22 protein-coding genes are annotated in these 17,544 nt (G+C 72.3%); 7 read left to right on the top strand and 15 right to left on the bottom strand.

Features of this window, described 5'->3' with window-relative positions:
* Positions 1–60: 60 nt before the first annotated feature.
* The 6 genes from C1N81_RS39020 to C1N81_RS39045 all read right to left on the bottom strand — a co-directional run bounded on the left by C1N81_RS39020 (position 61) and on the right by C1N81_RS39045 (position 7,497).
* On the bottom strand, positions 61–588 hold the full coding sequence (locus C1N81_RS39020; protein ID WP_394436127.1) for a GAF domain-containing protein: 528 nt from the start codon (positions 586–588) through the stop codon (positions 61–63).
* 149 nt (positions 589–737) lie between these two features.
* A complete protein-coding gene (locus tag C1N81_RS39025; RefSeq protein ID WP_394436128.1) occupies positions 738–2,267 on the bottom strand; it encodes an MFS transporter in 1,530 nt (509 codons plus the stop codon).
* A 131-nt stretch (positions 2,268–2,398) separates the two neighbouring features.
* The gene (locus tag C1N81_RS39030; protein WP_394436129.1) at positions 2,399–3,697 is read right to left on the bottom strand and encodes a cation:proton antiporter; all 1,299 of its coding nucleotides are present in this window, start codon (positions 3,695–3,697) and stop codon (positions 2,399–2,401) included.
* A 4-nt stretch (positions 3,698–3,701) separates the two neighbouring features.
* A complete protein-coding gene (locus C1N81_RS39035; protein WP_394436130.1) occupies positions 3,702–4,187 on the bottom strand; it encodes a cation:proton antiporter regulatory subunit in 486 nt (161 codons plus the stop codon).
* Between the two features lie 202 nt (positions 4,188–4,389).
* Entirely contained in the window at positions 4,390–5,943 is a 1,554-nt protein-coding gene (locus C1N81_RS39040) for an ATP-dependent DNA ligase (RefSeq protein WP_394436131.1), read from the bottom strand.
* Between the two features lie 42 nt (positions 5,944–5,985).
* Positions 5,986–7,497 (bottom strand): MFS transporter, encoded by a 1,512-nt coding sequence (locus C1N81_RS39045; RefSeq protein WP_394436132.1) that lies wholly within the window; start codon positions 7,495–7,497, stop codon positions 5,986–5,988.
* A gap of 125 nt (positions 7,498–7,622) precedes the next feature.
* Here C1N81_RS39045 and C1N81_RS39050 point away from each other — a divergent pair, with 125 nt between their 5' ends.
* From C1N81_RS39050 to C1N81_RS39060, 3 genes are all read left to right on the top strand, one after another.
* Positions 7,623–8,180 carry a YciI family protein gene (locus C1N81_RS39050; protein ID WP_394436133.1) on the top strand — a complete coding sequence of 186 codons (558 nt, stop codon included), beginning with the start codon at positions 7,623–7,625 and terminating at the stop codon, positions 8,178–8,180.
* Positions 8,181–8,251: 71 nt separating this feature from the next.
* On the top strand, positions 8,252–8,455 hold the full coding sequence (locus tag C1N81_RS39055) for a hypothetical protein (protein ID WP_394436134.1): 204 nt from the start codon (positions 8,252–8,254) through the stop codon (positions 8,453–8,455).
* A 56-nt stretch (positions 8,456–8,511) separates the two neighbouring features.
* Positions 8,512–8,658, top strand: a complete 147-nt coding sequence (locus C1N81_RS39060) for a hypothetical protein (protein ID WP_394436135.1) — start codon at positions 8,512–8,514, stop codon at positions 8,656–8,658.
* 10 nt (positions 8,659–8,668) lie between these two features.
* Here C1N81_RS39060 and C1N81_RS39065 read toward each other — a convergent pair whose 3' ends face one another.
* The 3 genes from C1N81_RS39065 to C1N81_RS39075 are packed head-to-tail and all read right to left on the bottom strand — an operon-like array spanning position 8,669 to position 10,007.
* The gene (locus C1N81_RS39065) at positions 8,669–8,863 is read right to left on the bottom strand and encodes a hypothetical protein (protein WP_394436136.1); all 195 of its coding nucleotides are present in this window, start codon (positions 8,861–8,863) and stop codon (positions 8,669–8,671) included.
* A gap of 53 nt (positions 8,864–8,916) precedes the next feature.
* Positions 8,917–9,408: a glutathione peroxidase gene (locus C1N81_RS39070; protein WP_394436137.1), complete on the bottom strand. Its 492-nt coding sequence runs from the start codon at positions 9,406–9,408 to the stop codon at positions 8,917–8,919.
* A gap of 20 nt (positions 9,409–9,428) precedes the next feature.
* On the bottom strand, positions 9,429–10,007 hold the full coding sequence (locus tag C1N81_RS39075; RefSeq protein ID WP_394436138.1) for a TetR/AcrR family transcriptional regulator: 579 nt from the start codon (positions 10,005–10,007) through the stop codon (positions 9,429–9,431).
* Between the two features lie 98 nt (positions 10,008–10,105).
* Between C1N81_RS39075 and C1N81_RS39080 the strand changes: the two genes are divergently transcribed.
* Positions 10,106–10,549 (top strand): anthrone oxygenase family protein, encoded by a 444-nt coding sequence (locus tag C1N81_RS39080; protein ID WP_394436139.1) that lies wholly within the window; start codon positions 10,106–10,108, stop codon positions 10,547–10,549.
* A gap of 17 nt (positions 10,550–10,566) precedes the next feature.
* Here the strand turns inward: C1N81_RS39080 and C1N81_RS39085 are convergent, their stop codons facing one another.
* Entirely contained in the window at positions 10,567–11,352 is a 786-nt protein-coding gene (locus C1N81_RS39085) for an ABC transporter permease (RefSeq protein WP_394436140.1), read from the bottom strand.
* A 135-nt stretch (positions 11,353–11,487) separates the two neighbouring features.
* Between C1N81_RS39085 and C1N81_RS39090 the strand changes: the two genes are divergently transcribed.
* Together C1N81_RS39090 and C1N81_RS39095 are read left to right on the top strand one after the other, a co-directional pair.
* Complete coding sequence (locus tag C1N81_RS39090) at positions 11,488–12,573, top strand: S-(hydroxymethyl)mycothiol dehydrogenase (protein ID WP_394436141.1); 1,086 nt, start codon at positions 11,488–11,490, stop codon at positions 12,571–12,573.
* The gene (locus C1N81_RS39095; protein ID WP_394436142.1) at positions 12,573–13,223 is read left to right on the top strand and encodes an MBL fold metallo-hydrolase; all 651 of its coding nucleotides are present in this window, start codon (positions 12,573–12,575) and stop codon (positions 13,221–13,223) included. The genes C1N81_RS39090 and C1N81_RS39095 overlap by 1 nt, the downstream gene beginning before the upstream one ends.
* A 19-nt stretch (positions 13,224–13,242) precedes the next feature.
* Here C1N81_RS39095 and C1N81_RS39100 read toward each other — a convergent pair whose 3' ends face one another.
* From C1N81_RS39100 to C1N81_RS39110, 3 genes are read right to left on the bottom strand one after another with little or no spacing between them, the layout of a single operon-like run.
* Positions 13,243–13,644 (bottom strand): ATP-binding protein, encoded by a 402-nt coding sequence (locus C1N81_RS39100; RefSeq protein ID WP_394436143.1) that lies wholly within the window; start codon positions 13,642–13,644, stop codon positions 13,243–13,245.
* Between the two features lie 5 nt (positions 13,645–13,649).
* Positions 13,650–14,219 (bottom strand): VanZ family protein, encoded by a 570-nt coding sequence (locus C1N81_RS39105; RefSeq protein WP_394436144.1) that lies wholly within the window; start codon positions 14,217–14,219, stop codon positions 13,650–13,652.
* Positions 14,220–14,267: 48 nt separating this feature from the next.
* On the bottom strand, positions 14,268–14,564 hold the full coding sequence (locus C1N81_RS39110; protein ID WP_394436145.1) for a plasmid mobilization protein: 297 nt from the start codon (positions 14,562–14,564) through the stop codon (positions 14,268–14,270).
* Between the two features lie 180 nt (positions 14,565–14,744).
* On the opposite strand from C1N81_RS39110, the gene C1N81_RS39115 reads away from it, so the two are divergent.
* Positions 14,745–15,434 carry a DUF2470 domain-containing protein gene (locus tag C1N81_RS39115; RefSeq protein ID WP_394436146.1) on the top strand — a complete coding sequence of 230 codons (690 nt, stop codon included), beginning with the start codon at positions 14,745–14,747 and terminating at the stop codon, positions 15,432–15,434.
* Here C1N81_RS39115 and C1N81_RS39120 read toward each other — a convergent pair.
* Both C1N81_RS39120 and C1N81_RS39125 read right to left on the bottom strand, forming a co-directional pair.
* Complete coding sequence (locus C1N81_RS39120) at positions 15,415–16,518, bottom strand: acyltransferase family protein (protein WP_394436147.1); 1,104 nt, start codon at positions 16,516–16,518, stop codon at positions 15,415–15,417. The genes C1N81_RS39115 and C1N81_RS39120 overlap by 20 nt on opposite strands.
* A 154-nt stretch (positions 16,519–16,672) precedes the next feature.
* The gene (locus tag C1N81_RS39125) at positions 16,673–17,479 is read right to left on the bottom strand and encodes an SDR family NAD(P)-dependent oxidoreductase (protein WP_394436148.1); all 807 of its coding nucleotides are present in this window, start codon (positions 17,477–17,479) and stop codon (positions 16,673–16,675) included.
* Between the last annotated feature and the right edge of the window lie 65 nt (positions 17,480–17,544).

Raw genomic sequence — 17,544 nt, forward strand, 5'->3', positions numbered from 1 at the left:
TCCGGGGCCCTGGAACGAGGCTGTCCTCCGACCCGCCCGGGGGAGAACCCCCAGGCGCTCTCAGCTCCGGTCGCGGGGCAGGACACCGAGGGCCGTGGCGTCCGCCAGGTGCTGGCCGAGGCGCAGTTGCAGCGCGCCGGGCGGGCCCGACCGCTCCGAGAGCAGGCTGAGCGAGCCGACCGTCCGGTCCGGGGCGCGCAGCGGCACCGCCACCACGCACTCGAAGCCGAGCGAGCGCGCCATCGCCGTGTACGACGGCCAGTTGGCCCGCGCGTAGGGATGTGCCAGGGGCACGCCGCGGATGGGCTGCGCCGAGGCCCGGCAGTCCGGCCCGGGGCCTTCGCCCCAGGACAGCGAGGCCCGCTCCAGACGCAGGCCCCTGCTGTCCGACGCGGCCAGTTCGACCCGGCCCGTCGGCGGTTTGAGCACGGCCGTCGCCGAGGGGATGTCGAGCAGCGATATACAGCTTCCGACCAGGGCGTTCAGCGCTTGTGAGCCGCCTCGTACAGCGGCGTGCGCCACTTGGACGAACGCCGTCGCGAGCTGTTCGCTGTCCACCTGATACGCCTCGTACGGTATGCCGCGCATGGCTGTTTCCCCCTTGGTGTGCCCCTGGTCCGTCCGCCCCGCCGCGGTGAGTGCCGCCCGTCCGGCGCGTGGCCGGACGGGTGGACTTTGCAGAGGGGGTATGCCCGCTGAATGACGGAGCCGAACCGGTACACCCGGGCGCGCCGGGGTCACATGTGCGCGGCGCCGTCGGTCGCGGCGGACTTCGGGACGCCGGGCCGGTACAGCACGAGCGTCACCACGAAGCCGATGGCGAAGAAGAGCGCCGACCACCAGAACGCGGTCGAGTAGCTCTCCATCGACGCCTCCGCCTGGGTGAGGGGCGAGGGCTGCTTGCCCTTGAGGTAGTTGGTCGCGGCGCTCGTGGCGAGCGAGTTGAGCAGGGCCGTGCCGATCGAACCGCCGACCTGCTGGCTCGTGTTGACCATCGCGGAGGCGACCCCCGCGTCGTGCGCCTCGACCCCGGCCGTCGCGAGGTTCATCGCCGTGGCGAAGATCAGACCCAGGCCGATACCGGCGATGAGCAGCGGCGGCAGCACGTGCGCCGCGTAGGTGCTGTGCAGATCCAGCGCGGTCAGCCACGCCATGCCACCGGCGGTCAGGGCCATACCCAGCGGCACGATGGGTTTCGGGCCGAGCATGGGCACCAGGTAGTTCGTCGTGACGACGGACGAGAACACCATGCACGCCACCATCGGCAGGAACGCCACACCGGTGATGACCGGCGAGTACGCGAGGATCTGCTGCAGGTAGTACGTCAGGAACAGGAACACGCCGAACATGCCCGCGCCCGAGAGGAACATCGCCAGGTAGGACGCCCCGCGGTCACGGTCGAGGACCACGCGCAGCGGGAGCAGCGGATGCGGGGCCCGCATCTCCCACCAGGTGAACGCGGCGAGCAGCAGCACGCCGATGACGAGGAAGCCCCAGGTCAGGAACGAGCCCCAGTGGTGCGACTCGGCGTTGGAGAACCCGTAGACGATGCAGAACAGGCCGACCGTGACGAGGGCCGTGCCGGGCACGTCCAGCTCGGGCCGGTCCTTGGGGCGGCCGCCGTGCAGCAGCCGCATACCACCGACGATGGCGACGGCCGCGAACAGCAGGTTCACGTACAGGCACCAGCGCCAGTCCAGGTACTCGGTGAGGATGCCGCCGAGCAGCAGGCCGACGGCGCCGCCCGCGCCCGCGATGGCGCCGTAGATGCCGAACGCCTTCGCGCGCTCACGCGGGTCGGTGAACGTCGTCGTCAGCAGGGAGAGCGCGGCCGGTGCGAGCAGCGCGCCGAACAGACCTTGCAGGGCGCGGGCGAAGACGAGCACCCCGAAGCTGGGCGCCGCGCCGCCGAGCGCGGAGGCCACCGCGAAGCCGATCAGGCCCGCGATGAACACCGCCTTGCGGCCCATGAGGTCGGCGATGCGCCCGCCGAGCAGGAGCAGGGAGCCGAAGGCGAGCGCGTAGGCGGTGACGATCCACTGCCGGTTGCCGTCGCTGAAGCCGAGATCCTTCTGCGCGGAGGGCAGCGCGATGTTCACGATCGTCGCGTCGAGGACGACCATCAGCTGCGCGATACCGATGACGGCGAGGATCAGCCAGCGGTGCTCGTGAGCGCCGCCGCCCGCGTACGGCGTCGCGCCGTCGGCGGGCGTGGTCCCTGTGCCGGGCTCGGGCGACGCCCCGGTGGGCTCGGACGAGCGATCCATGGTGGTCTCCAGTCATCCGGGTGCACCCCTGATCAACCCCGTCCACCACGCTAAGCGCCCAGCTCACGGACGGCGACCGGGGGAGAACGCGGCCGTTCTCCCCCGGTCGGTCCGACGACGGGCCCCGGTACTCAGCCGAGCCGCTCGTCCACCGACCTGGAGTCCACCGACGTGGCGTCCACCGACGCGGAGTCCACCGACGTGGCGTCCACCGACGCGGCGTCCTCCGCCGCGCGCGGGGCCGGGACCGAGGCCGCCGGGGCCGTCTTGGCCGTGCGCCCGCCGAACAGCCGCTGGGCCAGCGGTTCGGTGTAGCGGGCCGTCAGCGGGCCCAGGATCACCAGGATCAGCACGTACGCGGTGGCCAGCGGGCCGAGCCGCGGCTCGATGCCGGAGGTCACCGCGAGCCCCGCGATGACGATGGAGAACTCGCCGCGCGCGACGAGCGCCCCGCCGGCCCGCCAGCGTCCCTTCACGGAGATCCCGGCACGCCGTGCCGCCCACCACCCGGTGAAGATCTTCGTGCAGGCCGTGACGACCGCGAGGAGCAGCGCGGGAAGCAGCACCGGCGGAATGCTCGCCGGGTCGGTGTGCAGGCCGAAGAAGACGAAGAACACGGCGGCGAACAGGTCCCGCAGCGGCGAGAGCAGCGTGTGCGTGCCCTCGGCGACCTCGCCGGAGAGCGCGATGCCGACGAGGAACGCGCCGACGGCGGCGGAGACCTGGAGCTGCTGGGCGAGCCCGGCGACCAGGATCGTCAGCCCGAGGACGACGAGGAGGAGCTTCTCCGGGTCGTCGCTCGACACGAACCGCGATATGTGCCGCCCGTAGCGCACGGCGACGAACAGGACGAGCCCGGCCGCGCCGAGGGCGATGGCGAGCGTCAGCCCGCCCGCCGCCCAGCCGACCCCGGCGAGCAGCGCGGTGATGATCGGCAGGTAGACGGCCATCGCCAGGTCCTCGAGCACCAGGATGCTCAAAATGACCGGGGTTTCGCGGTTGCCGAGCCGCCCGAGGTCGCCGAGCACCTTGGCGATCACGCCGGACGACGAGATCCAGGTGACACCGGCGAGCACGACGGCCGCCACCGGGCCCCAGCCCATGAGGAGCGCGGCGGCGGCGCCGGGCAGCGCGTTGAACGTCATGTCGACGAGCCCTGCCGGGTACTGCGTCTTGAGGTTGCTGACGAGATCGCTCGCCGTGTACTCCAGGCCGAGCATCAGGAGCAGCAGGATCACGCCGATCTCGGCGCCGATCGCGACGAACTCCTCGCTCGCGCCGAGGGGGAGCAGCCCGCCCTCGCCGAACGCGAGGCCCGCGAGCAGGTAGAGCGGGATGGGCGAGAAGCTCAGGCGTCCGGCGAGGCGGCCGAGGAGGCCGAGCGCCAGGATGATCGCACCGAACTCGATGAGGAAGACAGCGGAGTGCATCCGATCACTCCCGACCCAGGATCGTGGCGGCCGCCTCGACGCCTTCGCGCGTACCGATCACGATGAGCGTGTCGCCGCCCGCGAGCCGGAAGTCCGGCGTCGGCGACGGGATCGCCTCGGTGCGGCGCAGCACGGCGACGATCGAGGTGCCGGTCTCGGTGCGCATGTGCGTCTCGCCGAGGAGCCGGCCGTTCCAGTGCGAGGTCGCGGGGAGCTCGATGCGCTCGGCGACCAGGCCCAGGTCGGTGGTGTGCAGCAGGTTGGGGCTGTGGTGCGACGGCATCAGCGCGTCGATGAGGTACGCCGCCTCGCCCGAGGTCAGTTTCAGCGACAGGGCGCAGGCGTCGGGGTCGTCGGCCTGGTACGCGCTGAGCGTGCGGCCCCCGTCCCGGTGCGCGACGACCGACAGCTGGCGTTGTTCTCGGGTGGTCAGGTCGTAGCGGAAGCCGATCCCCGGCAATGGTGTCCTGCTCAGGCGTGAAGCGGGCACGTCTCTCCCCTTGTCCGTGCGTGTCCGGGCTGCGGTCCCGGCGGGTATTAGGTGGCGGCTGCATCTTTCGCGGCGACTGTCACCTTATACGGTTCATGTTTTGGCAAAGAAAAAGTCAGGGGAGGTGCTGGGGGATCGCTGGGGGAGAGGTCCGTGGAGAGGTCCGACCGGCGACCGGCGACCGGCGACCGGCGACCGGCGGCTACGCGGACTCCGAGACGGCCGGGTGCGCCGCCAGGACCGTCTCCACCGTGTCGGCCTGCTCGGGCGTCTTGTCCTCCCGGTACCGGATCACCCGGGCGAACCGCAGCGTCACGCCCGCCGGATACCGCGTCGAACGCTGCAGCCCGTCGTAGGCGATCTCCACGACCAGCTCGGGCCGGACCGTCACCACGATCCCGTCGTCCTCGGTCGCCAGCTCGCCGAGGCGCTCGGTCTGCCAGGTCAGCAGCGCGTCCGTGAGCCCCTTGAACGTCTTGCCGAGCATCGCGAACGAACCGTCCTCGCGCCGCGCGCCCAGGTGCAGGTTGGACAGCTTGCCGGTACGCCGCCCGTGGCCCCATTCGGCGCCGAGCACCACCAGGTCCAGCGTGTGCACCGGCTTCACCTTCAGCCAGGACGCACCGCGCCGCCCCGCGCTGTACGGGGCTTCCAGGCCCTTCAGGACGACCCCTTCGTGCCCCCGGTTCAGGGTCTCCGCGAAGAACTCCTCCGCCGCCGTCCGCTCGGCCTCCTCGGCCGCGTCCTCGACGACGAACCGCCGCACCCGCATCGGCTCCGGCACCACCCGCGCCAGACGCTCGTGCCGCTGGGCGAACGGCAGGTCGAGCAGGTCGTGCCCGTCGACGTACAGCGCGTCGAAGAAGACCGGTGAGACGGGCAGTGCCCGCGCGGCCCCTTCCACGTCCACCCGCGACCCGACGCGCCCGGCCACGTCCTGGAACGCGCGCGGCCGCCCGCTGTCGTCGACCGCGATCACCTCACCGTCGAGGATGAGCCGCTCACTCCTCAACTCCCGCGCCGCCGCCACGACTTCGGGCAGCCGGTCGGTGATGTCGTCGAGCGTGCGGGTGAAGATCCGGACGTCGTCCCCGTCCCGGTGCACCTGGATGCGGATGCCGTCGAGCTTCTCCTCCACGGCGCACGCGCCCAGCTTGTCGAGCCCCTCGCCGACCGACCCGGCCGAGTGCGCCAGCATCGGCTGCACGGGCCCGCCCACGGTGAGCCGGAACGCGGCGAGCGCCTCCGGGCCCCCGGCGAGCAGCGCCTTCGCGACCGGCTGGAGCCCGCCCGCCAGCATCACCGCACGCCGTACGTCCCCGGGCGGCGCGTCGGTGGCACGGGCCAGCCCCTCGACGGCGACGGCGTCCAGCGCGCCCTGGCGGACCTCGCCGGTGACGAGCCCGAACAGGAACCGCTGCTCGTCCTCCGTGGCCGCGGCCATCAACTCGCCGACCAGGCGCTTGCGTTCGGCCTGCGAACCGGCGCCGCTCACATCGCCGAGCGTCGTCAGGGCCGCGTCGACGTCCTGCACGCTCAGACGCGGCTCGGCCGCCGGCCCCACCCGCTCGCCGAGGACCCGCCAGCCCACCCCGAGCCGCCCCTGCGGGAGACGGCCCGCCAGGTACGGGATGACGATCGGCACGTCGTCCGGGTCCGCGTCCCGGAACAGCTCGGCGAGCAGCTCGATCTTCTTCGAGCGCGCCGAGGCGGCGGCGACCTCCTGAGACACCTGGGCCAGTCGGGCAAAGAGCATGCAGCCATGGTGCAACGGGTCCCCGCCCGGCGCACGCGGGCCTCAGCGCCTGTCGCCGGGTTCCAGGGCCGGCGCGCCGACCCCGCAATGCGACCGGCACTGCGGCCGCGGCGCCTCGGCGGCCCGGCTCCGCACATGGCGCGGGCGCACGAACAGCACCGCCACCACGGCCGCGAGCAGGAAGAGGAGCGCGCACCCGTACGCCGCCCGGTGGAACGAGACGTTCACGGCCGCGGGGCGCGTGTACGCCTCGCCCGCCAGGCCCACGGCCAGCGGCAGCCCGGCGACGACAAGGAGCTGCGCCACCCGCGCCGCCGTGTTGTTCACCCCGCTCGCGAGCCCGGCGCGCTCCGGCTCCACCGACGCCAGGACGGTCGCCGTCAGCGGGGCCACGAACACGCTCATGCCGAGTCCGAGCACGGCGACCGCGGGCAGCACATCCGCGACGTACGAGGAGCCGGGCCCGATCCGCAGCATCAGCAGGACCCCCGTCGCGGCGACCAGGGGCCCGACGACGAGCGGCAGCGTCGGCCCGATCCGGTGGGACAGGTCGGCGGCGCGCGCGGAGAGCAGCAGCATCAGGACGGTCACCGGCAGCGTCGCCGTCCCGGCCTGCAACGCGTCGTACCCCACCGCCACCTGCAACTGGACCGGCAGCAGGAACAGGATCCCGCCGATCCCCGCGTACAGGCACAGCGTCATCCCGTTCGCCGCGCTGAACAGCCGCGAGGCGAACAGCGACGGCGGCAGCATCGGCGCCGCCCGGCGCCGCTCCACGTACACGAACACGGCACCGGCCACGACACCGATCAGCGCGGGCAGGCCGGTGGAGAGCAGCGAGGCGCCGCCGGACGAGGAGATCAGCGCGTAGCTCACCCCGGCCAGGCTGAGCGCGGCGAGCACGGCGCCGACCTGGTCGAAGGGGGTGTCGGCGGCCCCGGCGTCCCGGCTCTCGGGCACGTACCGCAGCGCGACGGCGAGCACGGCGGCGGCCATCGGCACATTGATGTAGAAGATCCACCGCCATCCGGGCCCGTCGATCAGCCAGCCGCCGAGGAACGGACCGAGCGCCCCCGCCACACCGGTCAGCGCCGACCACGCGCCCACGGCCCGCGCCTGGTCGTCCGGGTGGAACACCGACCGCACCAGCGCGAGCGACCCGGGCGTCAGGAGCGCCGCCCCGACACCCTGCAAGGCCCGCGCCGCGATCAGCGTGCCCTCGTCCGGAGCGAACCCGCACACCGCCGACGCGGCCGCGAACCACGCCACCCCCAGCATCAGCGTGCGCCGCCGCCCCATCCGGTCCCCGAGGGCGCCGCCCCACAGCAACAGCGCGGAGAGCGTCAGCATGTACGCGTTGACCACCCATTGCAGGGCGGACAGCGAGGCCCCGAGATCGCGGCCCATGGTCGGGAGGGCGACGTTCACGACGGTCCCGTCCAGCATCGCCATGCCGGACGCCAGCACCACGCACGCCAGGATCCACCGCCCGCGCGCCGAAGCGAGCCGAACGCCGGGGGCGGCGCCTTCAGTGGAGTGCGTCGTCGCGGTCACCGGCTCATTGTCGGGGACACCGGGCGGAGACGCGAGACTGTGCCGCACGGTGTGTGGGCTCACGGTGTGTGGGCTGATGAAAAGCGCGTGCGCGAGGCCGCGCGGGCCGGGAAGAGTACGGGCCCATGATGTTCTTCTGCTACCACCGTGATCGCCCCGGCTCCCTCGCGCTGCGCCACCGGCTCGTGGAGGAGCACTGGTCCTACATGGACCGGTTCGAGCGGGAGCTGATCGCGCGCGGCCCGACCTTCGCCGAGGACGGGGAGACCCCGTCGGGCAGCGTCCACATCGTCGACCTGCCGGATCCGGCGGCGGCCCGCGCCTTCGCCTTCGACGAGCCCACCTACCAGGCCGGTGTCTACCGGGACGTGCTGCTGCGCCGCTGGGAGAATCTGCTCGGCCGCACCATGGGGGAGTTCCCCGGCGGCCTGGTCGGCGACGACCGCTACCTCGTGCTCGGCCTGGGCACGGGCCAGGCGGCCGACCTCGACGTACCGGCCGGCCCACGCTCGGCGGACCTGATCGCCTACGGCCCGCTGACCAGCGACGACGGCACCGCTTGGCTCGGTACGGCGGCCCTCCTTCGGGCGCCCGACGCGGCCGCCGCGCGCACAATTCTCACGGCGGACCGGTACGCCGCCGTCGAGGTGCACGCGTGGGAGTGCGGCGGGCGACGCGACTGACGTGGACCGGCCGGAGGACCAGCCGGGTCGCCGGTTGCACGTAAATTCGAACATGCGATCTAATCCAAGCCATGCGGCACACGATCACTGACGACCTCGTACACACACGCCAGGAATGGACCGAGACCTATCGGCGCCTCGCCGAGCAGCCCGGCCGCACCGTCCTCCGGCGCCGCCTGCTGCACCTGTCCCGGGTGCTGGCGGAGGAGCGGCTCACCCCGGCGCAGAGAGCGGAGCTGCGGCTGCGGGCGCGGCAGGGCGGGGGCGCGTCGTGAAGGTGGCGGTGCATCGCCCGGCGCCGGGCGGCGGGCGCAGTGTCACGGTCGCGGACGTGCCCCTCGGGCTCGCGCACTCGGACGCGGACGTCATCGAGTTCCTGCGCCGTGCGGGCCTGGAGAACGCCGAGGACCTCGTCCTCGGCGACTCACCCGCCATCGAATGGCGCGGCGCGCCCGCGCACGAGTACGGGGCGATATGACCGAGGGCCGTCAGACCGCGCGCCCGGCGACCGGTACGCGTGCGGACGACGGCCCGCCGGACATGCCCGCCGGCTGCGGGTGGACGAACGGATCGCCCGCCGCCGGGGCGACCGTGAGCGGTGCGGCGGCGAACGCCAGCGGCGCCACCGCGGTGAGCGCGGCGGCGACCGCCAGGGCGAGGGTCAGAAGGTTCGGCTTGCGCATGCCCGGCTAACGAACACCTCACCGGCCGGGCACGCGGCCGCCCCCGTCCGGGTTCAGCGCGGCAGGTGCGCCTCGACGGCCGCCACCAGGGCGGCGTCGTCGGGCTCGGTCTGCGGGGAGAAACGGGCGACGGCGTTGCCGTCCTGGTCCAGGAGGAACTTCTCGAAGTTCCAGCGGATGTCTCCCGTGTGCCCCTCACCGTCCGCGACCTCGGTCAGCCGCGTGTACAACGGGTGCCGGTCCGCCCCGTTGACGTCGACCTTCTCCGTCATCGGGAACGTCACCCCGTACGTCGCCGAACAGAACTCGGCGATCTCCTCGGCGGTCCCCGGCTCCTGCCCCATGAACTGGTTGCACGGCACCCCGAGCACGGTGAAGCCGCGCTCCGCGTAGCGCTCGTGCAACTGCTCCAGGCCCGCGTACTGCGGGGTGAGGCCGCACTTGGAGGCGACGTTGACGATCAGGACGGCCTTGCCCTTGTACTGGGACAGGTCGGCGGGGCCGCCCTGGAGGCGGCCGATCTCTACTGCGTCGTAAACAGACATGATCCGGAGCGTACGCCGGGTCAGACCACGGCGAGTCGGTCCACCAGGACCTGAAGGCGCTGCTCCGTGTAGTCCGGGGGCAGGCGGCCCGATCTGGTCAGGGTTGCCACTCCGTGCAGGGATGCCCAGAACACCTCGGTGAACAGGCCCGGTTCGACGCCCTCCCCGGCGACTTCGCCGAGGCATTCGAGGAGTGCGGCGAAAGCGTCCTTGAGGGGTTCCGGGGTTTCCTCGCGCGCGTAGGCGAGGCCGCCGTCGAGCTGGAAGATCGCGTCGTAGACCGCCGGGTTGCGCTCGGCGAAGTCGAGGTAGGCGCGGGCGAGGGCGTGCACGCGGGCCCGCGGTCCGTCCGCGGCGGCGGTCGCGGCGCGCACCGCCACCGCCATCTCGGTCGCGCCCTGGAGGGCCACCGCGCCGATGATCTCGCGTTTGCCGCGGAAGTGGCTGTAGAGGACGGGCTGGCTGTACTCGATCCGCTCGGCGAGCCGGCGGGTGGTGACCGCGTCCCAGCCCTGCTGCTCGGCGAGTTCGCGGGCGGTGGCCACGATGAGGCGCTCGCGCTCCGCCCGTTCGCGTTCCTTGCGTTGCTGTACCGACATGGCCGCCAATCTAGCACTGCTAGACATTCGAGCGGCAGTAGCGCTAGCGTTGCTTCGACAGCTAGCGGCGCTAGATTTTCTGTTTCGGAGGGGTAGTCATGCTCAACGCACTCGAGGTCGTCACCACCGTGGTCTTCGGCGTGATGGTGGGGGTGGAGTTCGCCGTCGCCTTCGTCATGGGCCCGATCCTGAACGCACTTCCCGAGGACAGCGCCCAGCTCGGCCACGCGCACGGCGGCCGGATGCTCGGCACCGCGATGCCGTTCTGGTACATCGGCTCGCTCGTCCTCATCGGCGTCTGGGCCGGGGCCGGATGGCACGACCACGGCGCGGGCCGTGTCGTCGCCGCCGGCGCGCTGCTGGTCGTCGGCGTGGTCATGTCGCTGCTGCTGCTCGTCCCGATCAACAACCGGAACCGGACGTGGACCCCGGAGAACCGGCCCGCGGACTGGCGGCAGCAGCTGAACCGCTGGGAGCGCCTGCACTACGTCCGCGTCGCGGTCCTCATGGGCGCCTTCGCCCTGCTGGCCACCGCGCTCTGAACAAGCGTGCCCCGAGGTCAGCGCGGCGGTCGGCGCAGGCGGCCCCGGGCCACCAGTTCCACCGTCGTCGCCACCGCGACCACCTGCACGGCCATCAGTGCCACCAGCACGAAGAGCTGGACCGCGCCCGCCATCACCGGGGACGCGCCGCCGAGGAGCATGCCGACGAACGCGCCGGGCAGGGTGACCAGGCCGACCGTGCGGGTCTGGTCGAGGCCGGGGAGCAGGGCGTCGGACGCGGCCGGGCGCGCGATCTCCAGGCGGGCGTCGTGCGGGAGCAGGCCGATGGCCAGGCACGCCTCCACCTCGCCGTGGCGCGCGGCCAGCTCGTCCAGGGCCCGCCGCCCCGCGAGGACGGTCGCGGTGAGCGCGCCGCCGATCAGGATGCCGGTGACGGGGATCAGCGCGATGCCGTCCGCGGGGAGCAGCCCCGTGGCGACGAGCACGCCGACGACGGGCGCGACCGGCGCCGCGATCGGCAGCGCCGCCCAGCCCCCGCTGCGGTCGGCGGTGACGCGCCGGCCCGCCGTCCAGGCGGCGACGCAGAACATGAGCAGTACGAACGCGAGCAGCGCGGCCCCGTGATGGACGACCCAGCCGATCACCAGGGAGACCGCGCCGAGCTGCAGCGTCGCCCGTACGCCCGCGATGACCAGGTCCCGCGCCCGCCGCCGGGAGGCGTCCGGGGCGAGCCGGAACACCGCCGCCGTCGCCGCGGCGAGCAGCAGCAGGGCGACGAGGACGACGGCGAGGGCGCCGTTGACGGGCAGGAGGGCGGCCTGCGCCACTGTTCGCTCGGGCATCCGTGCAGCGTAGAACCCTCCGACCTGGGCACCGGTGCTGTTCCGCACCCTGCGCATGAGCGACGATGGGTGCGCGAACGCAGCGCGGAGAAGCAGCTTCGCAGGACGCCGCCGAGAGAAAGAAGGCTGACCCTCATGGCACAGCAGGTGCAGGGCGTGATCGCGCGATCGAAGGGCGCCCCCGTGGCGATCGAGACGATCACCGTGCCGGACCCGGGGCCGGGCGAGGCCGTCGTGAAGATCCAGGCGTGCGGTGTCTGCCACACCGACCTGCACTACCGGGAAGGCGGGATCAACGACGACTTCCCGTTCCTGCTCGGGCACGAGGCGGCCGGTGTCGTGGAGTCCGTGGGGGCGGGGGTGAGCGAGGTCGCGCCCGGCGACTTCGTGATCCTCAACTGGCGCGCGGTGTGCGGCCAGTGCCGCGCCTGTCGCCGCGGCCGCCCCGAGTACTGCTTCAACACGCACAACGCGAAGCAGAGGATGACCCTGTCCGACGGCACCGAGCTGTCCCCGGCGCTCGGCATCGGCGCGTTCGCCGAGAAGACGCTCGTCGCCGCGGGCCAGTGCACGAAGGTCGACCCGGCGGCGTCGCCCGCCGCGGCCGGACTGCTCGGCTGCGGGGTGATGGCCGGTATCGGCGCCGCCATCAACACGGGCAAGGTCACGCGGGGCGACTCGGTCGCCGTCATCGGCTGCGGCGGTGTCGGCAACGCGTCGGTGGTCGGCGCCCGCCTGGCCGGCGCCGGCACGATCATCGCCGTCGACATCGACGACAAGAAGCTGGAGACGGCCCGCTCGCTCGGCGCCACCCACACCGTCAACTCCCGCTCCACCGACGCCGTCGAGGCCGTGCGCCAGCTGACCGGCGGCTTCGGCGCGGACGTCGTCATTGAGGCGGTCGGCCGCCCGGAGACGTACGAGCAGGCCTTCTACGCCCGCGACCTGGCGGGCACGGTCGTCCTCGTCGGCGTACCGACCCCGGAGATGAAGATCGAGCTGCCGCTGCTCGACGTGTTCGGCCGCGGCGGCGCCCTCAAGTCGTCCTGGTACGGCGACTGCCTGCCGTCCCGCGACTTCCCGATGCTCATCGACCTGTATCTGCAGGGGCGCCTCGACCTCGACGCGTTCGTCACCGAGACGATCGCCCTGGAGGACGTGGAGAAGGCGTTCGAGCGGATGCACCACGGTGACGTGCTGCGTTCGGTGGTGATGTTCTGATGGCGACCGACTCCACGAGCAGCGGCGTGCGTATCGAGCACCTCGTCACCTCCGGCACCTTCTCCCTCGACGGCGGCACCTGGGACGTCGACAACAACGTGTGGCTCGTCGGGGACGACTCCGAGGTGCTCGTCATCGACGCGGCGCACGACGCCGACGCCATCGCCGAGGCGGTCGGAGACCGGCGGCTCGTCGCGATCGTGTGCACGCACGCCCACGACGACCACATCGACGCCGCCCCGGCCCTGGCCGCGCGCACGGGCGCGCCGATCCTGCTGCACCCCGCCGACACCGAGCTGTGGAAGCGCACGCACCCGGACCGGGCGCCGGACGAGGAACTCGCGGACGGGCAGCGGCTGTCCGTCGCGGGTGTCGAGCTGACCGTGCTGCACACCCCGGGCCACTGCCACGGCGCGGTGAGCCTGTACGCGCCCGCCCTGACCACCGTCTTCACCGGGGACACGCTCTTCCAGGGCGGCCCCGGCGCGACCGGGCGGACGTTCAGCGACTTCCCGACGATCGTCGAATCGATCCGGGACCGGCTGCTGACCCTGCCCGCCGAGACCGTCGTACGCACCGGTCACGGGGACAGCACGACGATCGGTGCCGAGGCGCCGCAGCTCGACGAATGGATCAGGCGCGGCCACTGAGGACCGCGCGGGCGCGGCGTCAGGACGGGGCGAAGACCGCCCGTACCGTCTTGCCGCCGCGCCGGTCGGGCCGCACGCTCCAGCGTTCGGCCAGGGCGTGGACCAGGGCGATGCCGCGACCCGACTCGGCCGTCTCGGACGGGGGCCGCAGGCGGGGGAGGCCGGGGCCGTCGTCGCGCACCTCCACGACCAGTTCGCCCGCGTCCATCCGCAGGCTCATCCGGCAGCGCCGCTCGGAGACGCGGGTCGCGTTGGTGACGAGTTCCGACACGACCAGCTCGGCGTCGGCGGCCGTCTCCTCGGCGTGCTCCGCGAGGAACGAGCGGGTCAGGCGCCGCGCCCAGCGGGCGGCGCCCGAGCCCTGCGGCATCAGGTACTCCACGCGCGCGGCACGCCGTTCGGCGCTCCGGGACGCACGCATGACGATCACTTCCTTTCCGTCTCCCCCGCGGGGGTCTTCTCCTTCTCGCCTGCCTTGCCGTCGTGCGCGGGCTTCTCCGCCAGCGCGTGGTAGCCGTGCCCGATGCGGCGGCCGACGAGGACGTAGGCGATGAGCGCGCCCGTCGTGTTGAGGATGACGTCGTCCACGTCGAACGCGCGGCCCTGTACGAGCGCGCCCTGCGCCAGCTCCACGAGCACCATGACGACGGCGGTCAGCACCAGCACCCGCAGCCACCGCATCCGGCGCGCCACGAGCACCGGGAGGAGCAGCCCGAAGGGCGCCCCGAGCAGGAGGTTGCCGCCGATCTGCTTGCAGGCCGCCGCGAAGGTGTAGTCGTCCGCGTACTGCCGCAGCGACGCGCCGGGTCGCAGGTTGGACCCGGCGATCTGCTCGGAGGCCGGGGACGGGGTGAGGGTGAGCCGGGCGAGGACGGCGGAGAACGCGACGAGGGCGAGGAAGGCGACGAGCGCCACCACGACCCGTACGAGCACCCGCCACCAGCGTCCCGACCGTGTCCGGTCCGTCTTGCTCATCTGTGCCGTCGCCGATGTCATGGACACCGGTTGCCCCGGCGGAGCCGGAACACGCCGGGTGACGGTCCGTCAACTTCCGTCGGTGGGATGGGCGAGCGTGTCGAGGAAGCGGTCCAGGGCGGGGGACGAGGCGCCGCCCGCGCAGCGCACCCGGTCGACCTGCGGTATCGCCACTTTGCCGAGGTTCCCGAGGTGCGGCGCCCGGCTCTCCGCGCTCTCGGCGGACCGTGCCCGGCCGAGGGCGCGTTCGGTGGCGGTGCGGCGAACGTACTCGGCGACCGTCACACCCAGATGATCCGCGTGGCCGCGCACGGCCTCGTACTCGTCGGGGGTGAAGAGCTCGCGCAACAGCGCAGTTCCGTCCATGCGCGGCATGATGCCGCGCCGGATCGCGGGGCGGGGGCGGATGGCATATTCGCACCCGATCGCGTGGACTCGGCGCGTACCGGTGGCGGTGGGGTGGACCCCCGTCGCCGATCTCCGTTAAGTTAGGCAAGGCTTACCTAAACGGTTGCGCCGAACCATGGATCTGAACTGGAGGTCGGGATGGGTGTCCGACAGATCGCCACCGCTGTGCCCACCACGGCGACCCGCGCACGCACCGTGCTCGCCGCCGCCTGGACCTGCGGTGTCACCACCGACGTCGGGCAGGACGACCTCGTCGGCGCCCACCGCGTCACCGAGGACGGCACCGTGCGGATCGCGCCGCCGCCGGACAGTGTCCTCGCCGCCGCCGTGCTCTGCTCACCGCACGGCCGCCCCAGCACGCTCCTGGAGTTCGCCGACGCGGCGCCCGTCCCCGTACGGGACCGGGTCCGCGCCCGTCTGTTCCTCTCCGGCGAGCTGGTGCCCGACGGGGAGGAGATGGTGCTGCGCGTCGAGCGCGCCATGCTGCAGACCCGAACCGAGCGCCAGGTCGTCGACCTCGCCGAACTCGCGGCCGCCGCGCCCGACCCGCTGGCCCTCGCCGAGCCGCGCCTGCTGACCCACCTCGCGGAGGCGCACCCCGAGGCCGTGGAACAGCTGACCCGGCTCATCGCCGCCGACAGCCTGCACGGCGTCGTCCGGGTCCAGCCGCTCGCCGTCGACCGGCACGGGCTCACGCTCCGCCTGGAGCGCGCCCGGGGCCAGGCCGACGTACGGATTCCGTTCCACAGCCCCGCCGACGACCTGACCGCGCTCACCGAGCGCATGCACTGCCTGCTCGCGCAGGCCGTCAGCCGCCGGCGACGGTGACGCGCTCGCGCTCCCGCTCGACGGCCGGTTCGGGCCGCTTCTTCGACGCCATGGGCCGGAACGCCCACTCCATGCGCGGTTCGACGACGAACCGGAAGACGCGGCGCACCGGATTCGTGCACAGCACGGTGATGAGGGCGATCGCCACCACGGTCACCGCCACCTCGCCGAGCGGGGTGTGCAGCCAGTCGTGCTTGTACCAGCCGTCCCAGCGGGCGGCCTTGATGACGAAACCGTGCAGCAGGTACGCGTAGATGGTGCCGGCGCCGAGCGCCGTGAACCAGAGCTTGCGCCCCGGCACCCAGGCCAGGAAGCAGGCCGTCAGGACGAGCGCGAGCAGGAACAGGACGGGCGTGATCCACAGCCCGTCCCACGCGGTCATCCCGTCACGCCCGACGACGCTGCCCCGGTGGTAGAACCAGCCCGCGTCGAACCGCGGCGCCACCCAGTAGGCCGCCACGACCGCGGCCAGACTCACCGGCAGGGCCACGATCCGCATCCGCCAGGTCCGCACCCGCTCGAAGTGCTCCGGCCTGAGGACCAGACCCACCACGAAGAACGGGAGGAACTGCAGCACGCGCTGGAGCGCCATGTCGCCACCCGTGTCGGGGGACATCGACACCGCCGTCGCGATCACCAGGGAGACGAGCACCGGCTGACGGATCGCCAGCCACAGCGGCGTCGTGATCCGCCACACGAACAGCGCCAGCAGGAACCACATCAGATACCAGGGGTCCAGCAGGCTGAACGGGTACTTCCAGTCGTCCTGCGCCACCTTGTAGAAAAGGGTGTACGCGAACTCGAAGACGACATACGGGACGACGACCCCGGTCACGAGTCGCTTCAGCCGCCGCGGCGACATGTCGAAACTTCGGGACATATATCCCGACACCAGCGCGAACGCCGGCATGTGGAAGGCATAAACGGTGAGATACAAAGCCGTCACCGCGCGGCTGTCGTACGTCAACGGTTCCCATGCGTGGCCACAGACCACCAGGACGATGGTCAAGTACTTCACGTTGTCGAAATACGACTCGCGTGCCTTGCCGCCACCGGTTATCGCTTGCGCTGCTTGCCCTGCCATTGCGCTTCTGCGCCCCTCCTCGAACTCAACCCCGGGCACCCCCGTCTGCCCCCTGCAGACCGTTCCATGAGTTGAGCTGTGACACAAGCGCCACCAGGTGACGGTAGTGACACAAGAGGAGGAGCGTACCGCGCGGCACCGCTCTGACCAGGGGTCAGACGGCGGTGTAGGCGCCGTCCACGAGGTGGTAGCCGCCCGCGACGAACGAGGCGCGGTCCGAGAGCAGGAACGCGATCAACTCGGCGACCTCCTCGGACCGTCCGAGCCGGCCCGCCGGGTGCAGACCGACGAGACCGTCGTAGGCGGCCTTGTCCATCTCCTTCAGGAGCGGGGTCTCGATGAAGCCAGGACCCACCGCATTCACCCGGACGCCCTTCGCCGCGTACTCGGCGCCCGCCGTCTTCGTCAGACCGACGACACCGTGCTTCGCGGCGACGTAGGCGGGGGAGCCCGCGAAGCCGACCGAGCCGAGGATCGAGGCGACGTTCACGATCGCGCCGCGCCCGGCCGCCTCCATGACGGGCAGTTCGTAGCGCATCGAGTAGAAGACGCCGTCGAGGTTGGTGCGGATGACGCGGTCGTACGTGTCGATGTCGTACGCGCCCGTCGGGGCGCTGGCGCCGCCGATCCCCGCGTTGTTCACGGCCAGGTCGAGCCCGCCGAAGGTGTCGACGGTGAACCGCACGGCGGCCTCGACGGAGGCGGGCTCGGTCACGTCCACCGCCACGGCGGCGGCCTTGATCCCCTCGCCCTTCAGCGTCTCGGCGGCCTCCTTCGCGCCCTGCTCGTTGTAGTCGGCGATGACGACGGCGGCGCCGTCACGCCCGAGGCGGCGGGCGGTGGCCAGGCCGATGCCGGAGGCGGCGCCGGTGACGAGGGCGGTCCTGCCGGCGAACTCACCGCTGGTGGAGCTGTTGCCGTTGTTGCCGTTGTTGCTGGTGTCGGTGCTGGTGGTGCTCATGGTGCGTGTCACTCTCTGCTTGCGCGGTTCGATGGTGTCCCTCGTCGTGGTGTACGGGATCAGCG

Source organism: Streptomyces sp. SGAir0957, from assembly GCF_043523415.1.

Bases quoted from the DNA above. Each gene is read 5' to 3' on its own strand.
- C1N81_RS39105 (WP_394436144.1), bottom strand. From the start codon at position 14,219: ATGACATCGGCGACGGCACAGATGAGCAAGACGGACCGGACACGGTCG.
- C1N81_RS39020 (WP_394436127.1), bottom strand. From the start codon at position 588: ATGCGCGGCATACCGTACGAGGCGTATCAGGTGGACAGCGAACAGCTC.
- C1N81_RS39025 (WP_394436128.1), bottom strand. From the start codon at position 2,267: ATGGATCGCTCGTCCGAGCCCACCGGGGCGTCGCCCGAGCCCGGCACA.
- C1N81_RS39095 (WP_394436142.1), top strand. From the start codon at position 12,573: ATGGCGACCGACTCCACGAGCAGCGGCGTGCGTATCGAGCACCTCGTC.
- C1N81_RS39080 (WP_394436139.1), top strand. From the start codon at position 10,106: ATGCTCAACGCACTCGAGGTCGTCACCACCGTGGTCTTCGGCGTGATG.
- C1N81_RS39055 (WP_394436134.1), top strand. From the start codon at position 8,252: ATGCGGCACACGATCACTGACGACCTCGTACACACACGCCAGGAATGG.
- C1N81_RS39100 (WP_394436143.1), bottom strand. From the start codon at position 13,644: ATGCGTGCGTCCCGGAGCGCCGAACGGCGTGCCGCGCGCGTGGAGTAC.
- C1N81_RS39090 (WP_394436141.1), top strand. From the start codon at position 11,488: ATGGCACAGCAGGTGCAGGGCGTGATCGCGCGATCGAAGGGCGCCCCC.
- C1N81_RS39115 (WP_394436146.1), top strand. From the start codon at position 14,745: ATGGGTGTCCGACAGATCGCCACCGCTGTGCCCACCACGGCGACCCGC.
- C1N81_RS39050 (WP_394436133.1), top strand. From the start codon at position 7,623: ATGATGTTCTTCTGCTACCACCGTGATCGCCCCGGCTCCCTCGCGCTG.
- C1N81_RS39040 (WP_394436131.1), bottom strand. From the start codon at position 5,943: ATGCTCTTTGCCCGACTGGCCCAGGTGTCTCAGGAGGTCGCCGCCGCC.
- C1N81_RS39125 (WP_394436148.1), bottom strand. From the start codon at position 17,479: ATGAGCACCACCAGCACCGACACCAGCAACAACGGCAACAACGGCAAC.
- C1N81_RS39075 (WP_394436138.1), bottom strand. From the start codon at position 10,007: ATGTCGGTACAGCAACGCAAGGAACGCGAACGGGCGGAGCGCGAGCGC.
- C1N81_RS39065 (WP_394436136.1), bottom strand. From the start codon at position 8,863: ATGCGCAAGCCGAACCTTCTGACCCTCGCCCTGGCGGTCGCCGCCGCG.
- C1N81_RS39110 (WP_394436145.1), bottom strand. From the start codon at position 14,564: ATGGACGGAACTGCGCTGTTGCGCGAGCTCTTCACCCCCGACGAGTAC.
- C1N81_RS39085 (WP_394436140.1), bottom strand. From the start codon at position 11,352: ATGCCCGAGCGAACAGTGGCGCAGGCCGCCCTCCTGCCCGTCAACGGC.
- C1N81_RS39120 (WP_394436147.1), bottom strand. From the start codon at position 16,518: ATGGCAGGGCAAGCAGCGCAAGCGATAACCGGTGGCGGCAAGGCACGC.
- C1N81_RS39070 (WP_394436137.1), bottom strand. From the start codon at position 9,408: ATGTCTGTTTACGACGCAGTAGAGATCGGCCGCCTCCAGGGCGGCCCC.
- C1N81_RS39030 (WP_394436129.1), bottom strand. From the start codon at position 3,697: ATGCACTCCGCTGTCTTCCTCATCGAGTTCGGTGCGATCATCCTGGCG.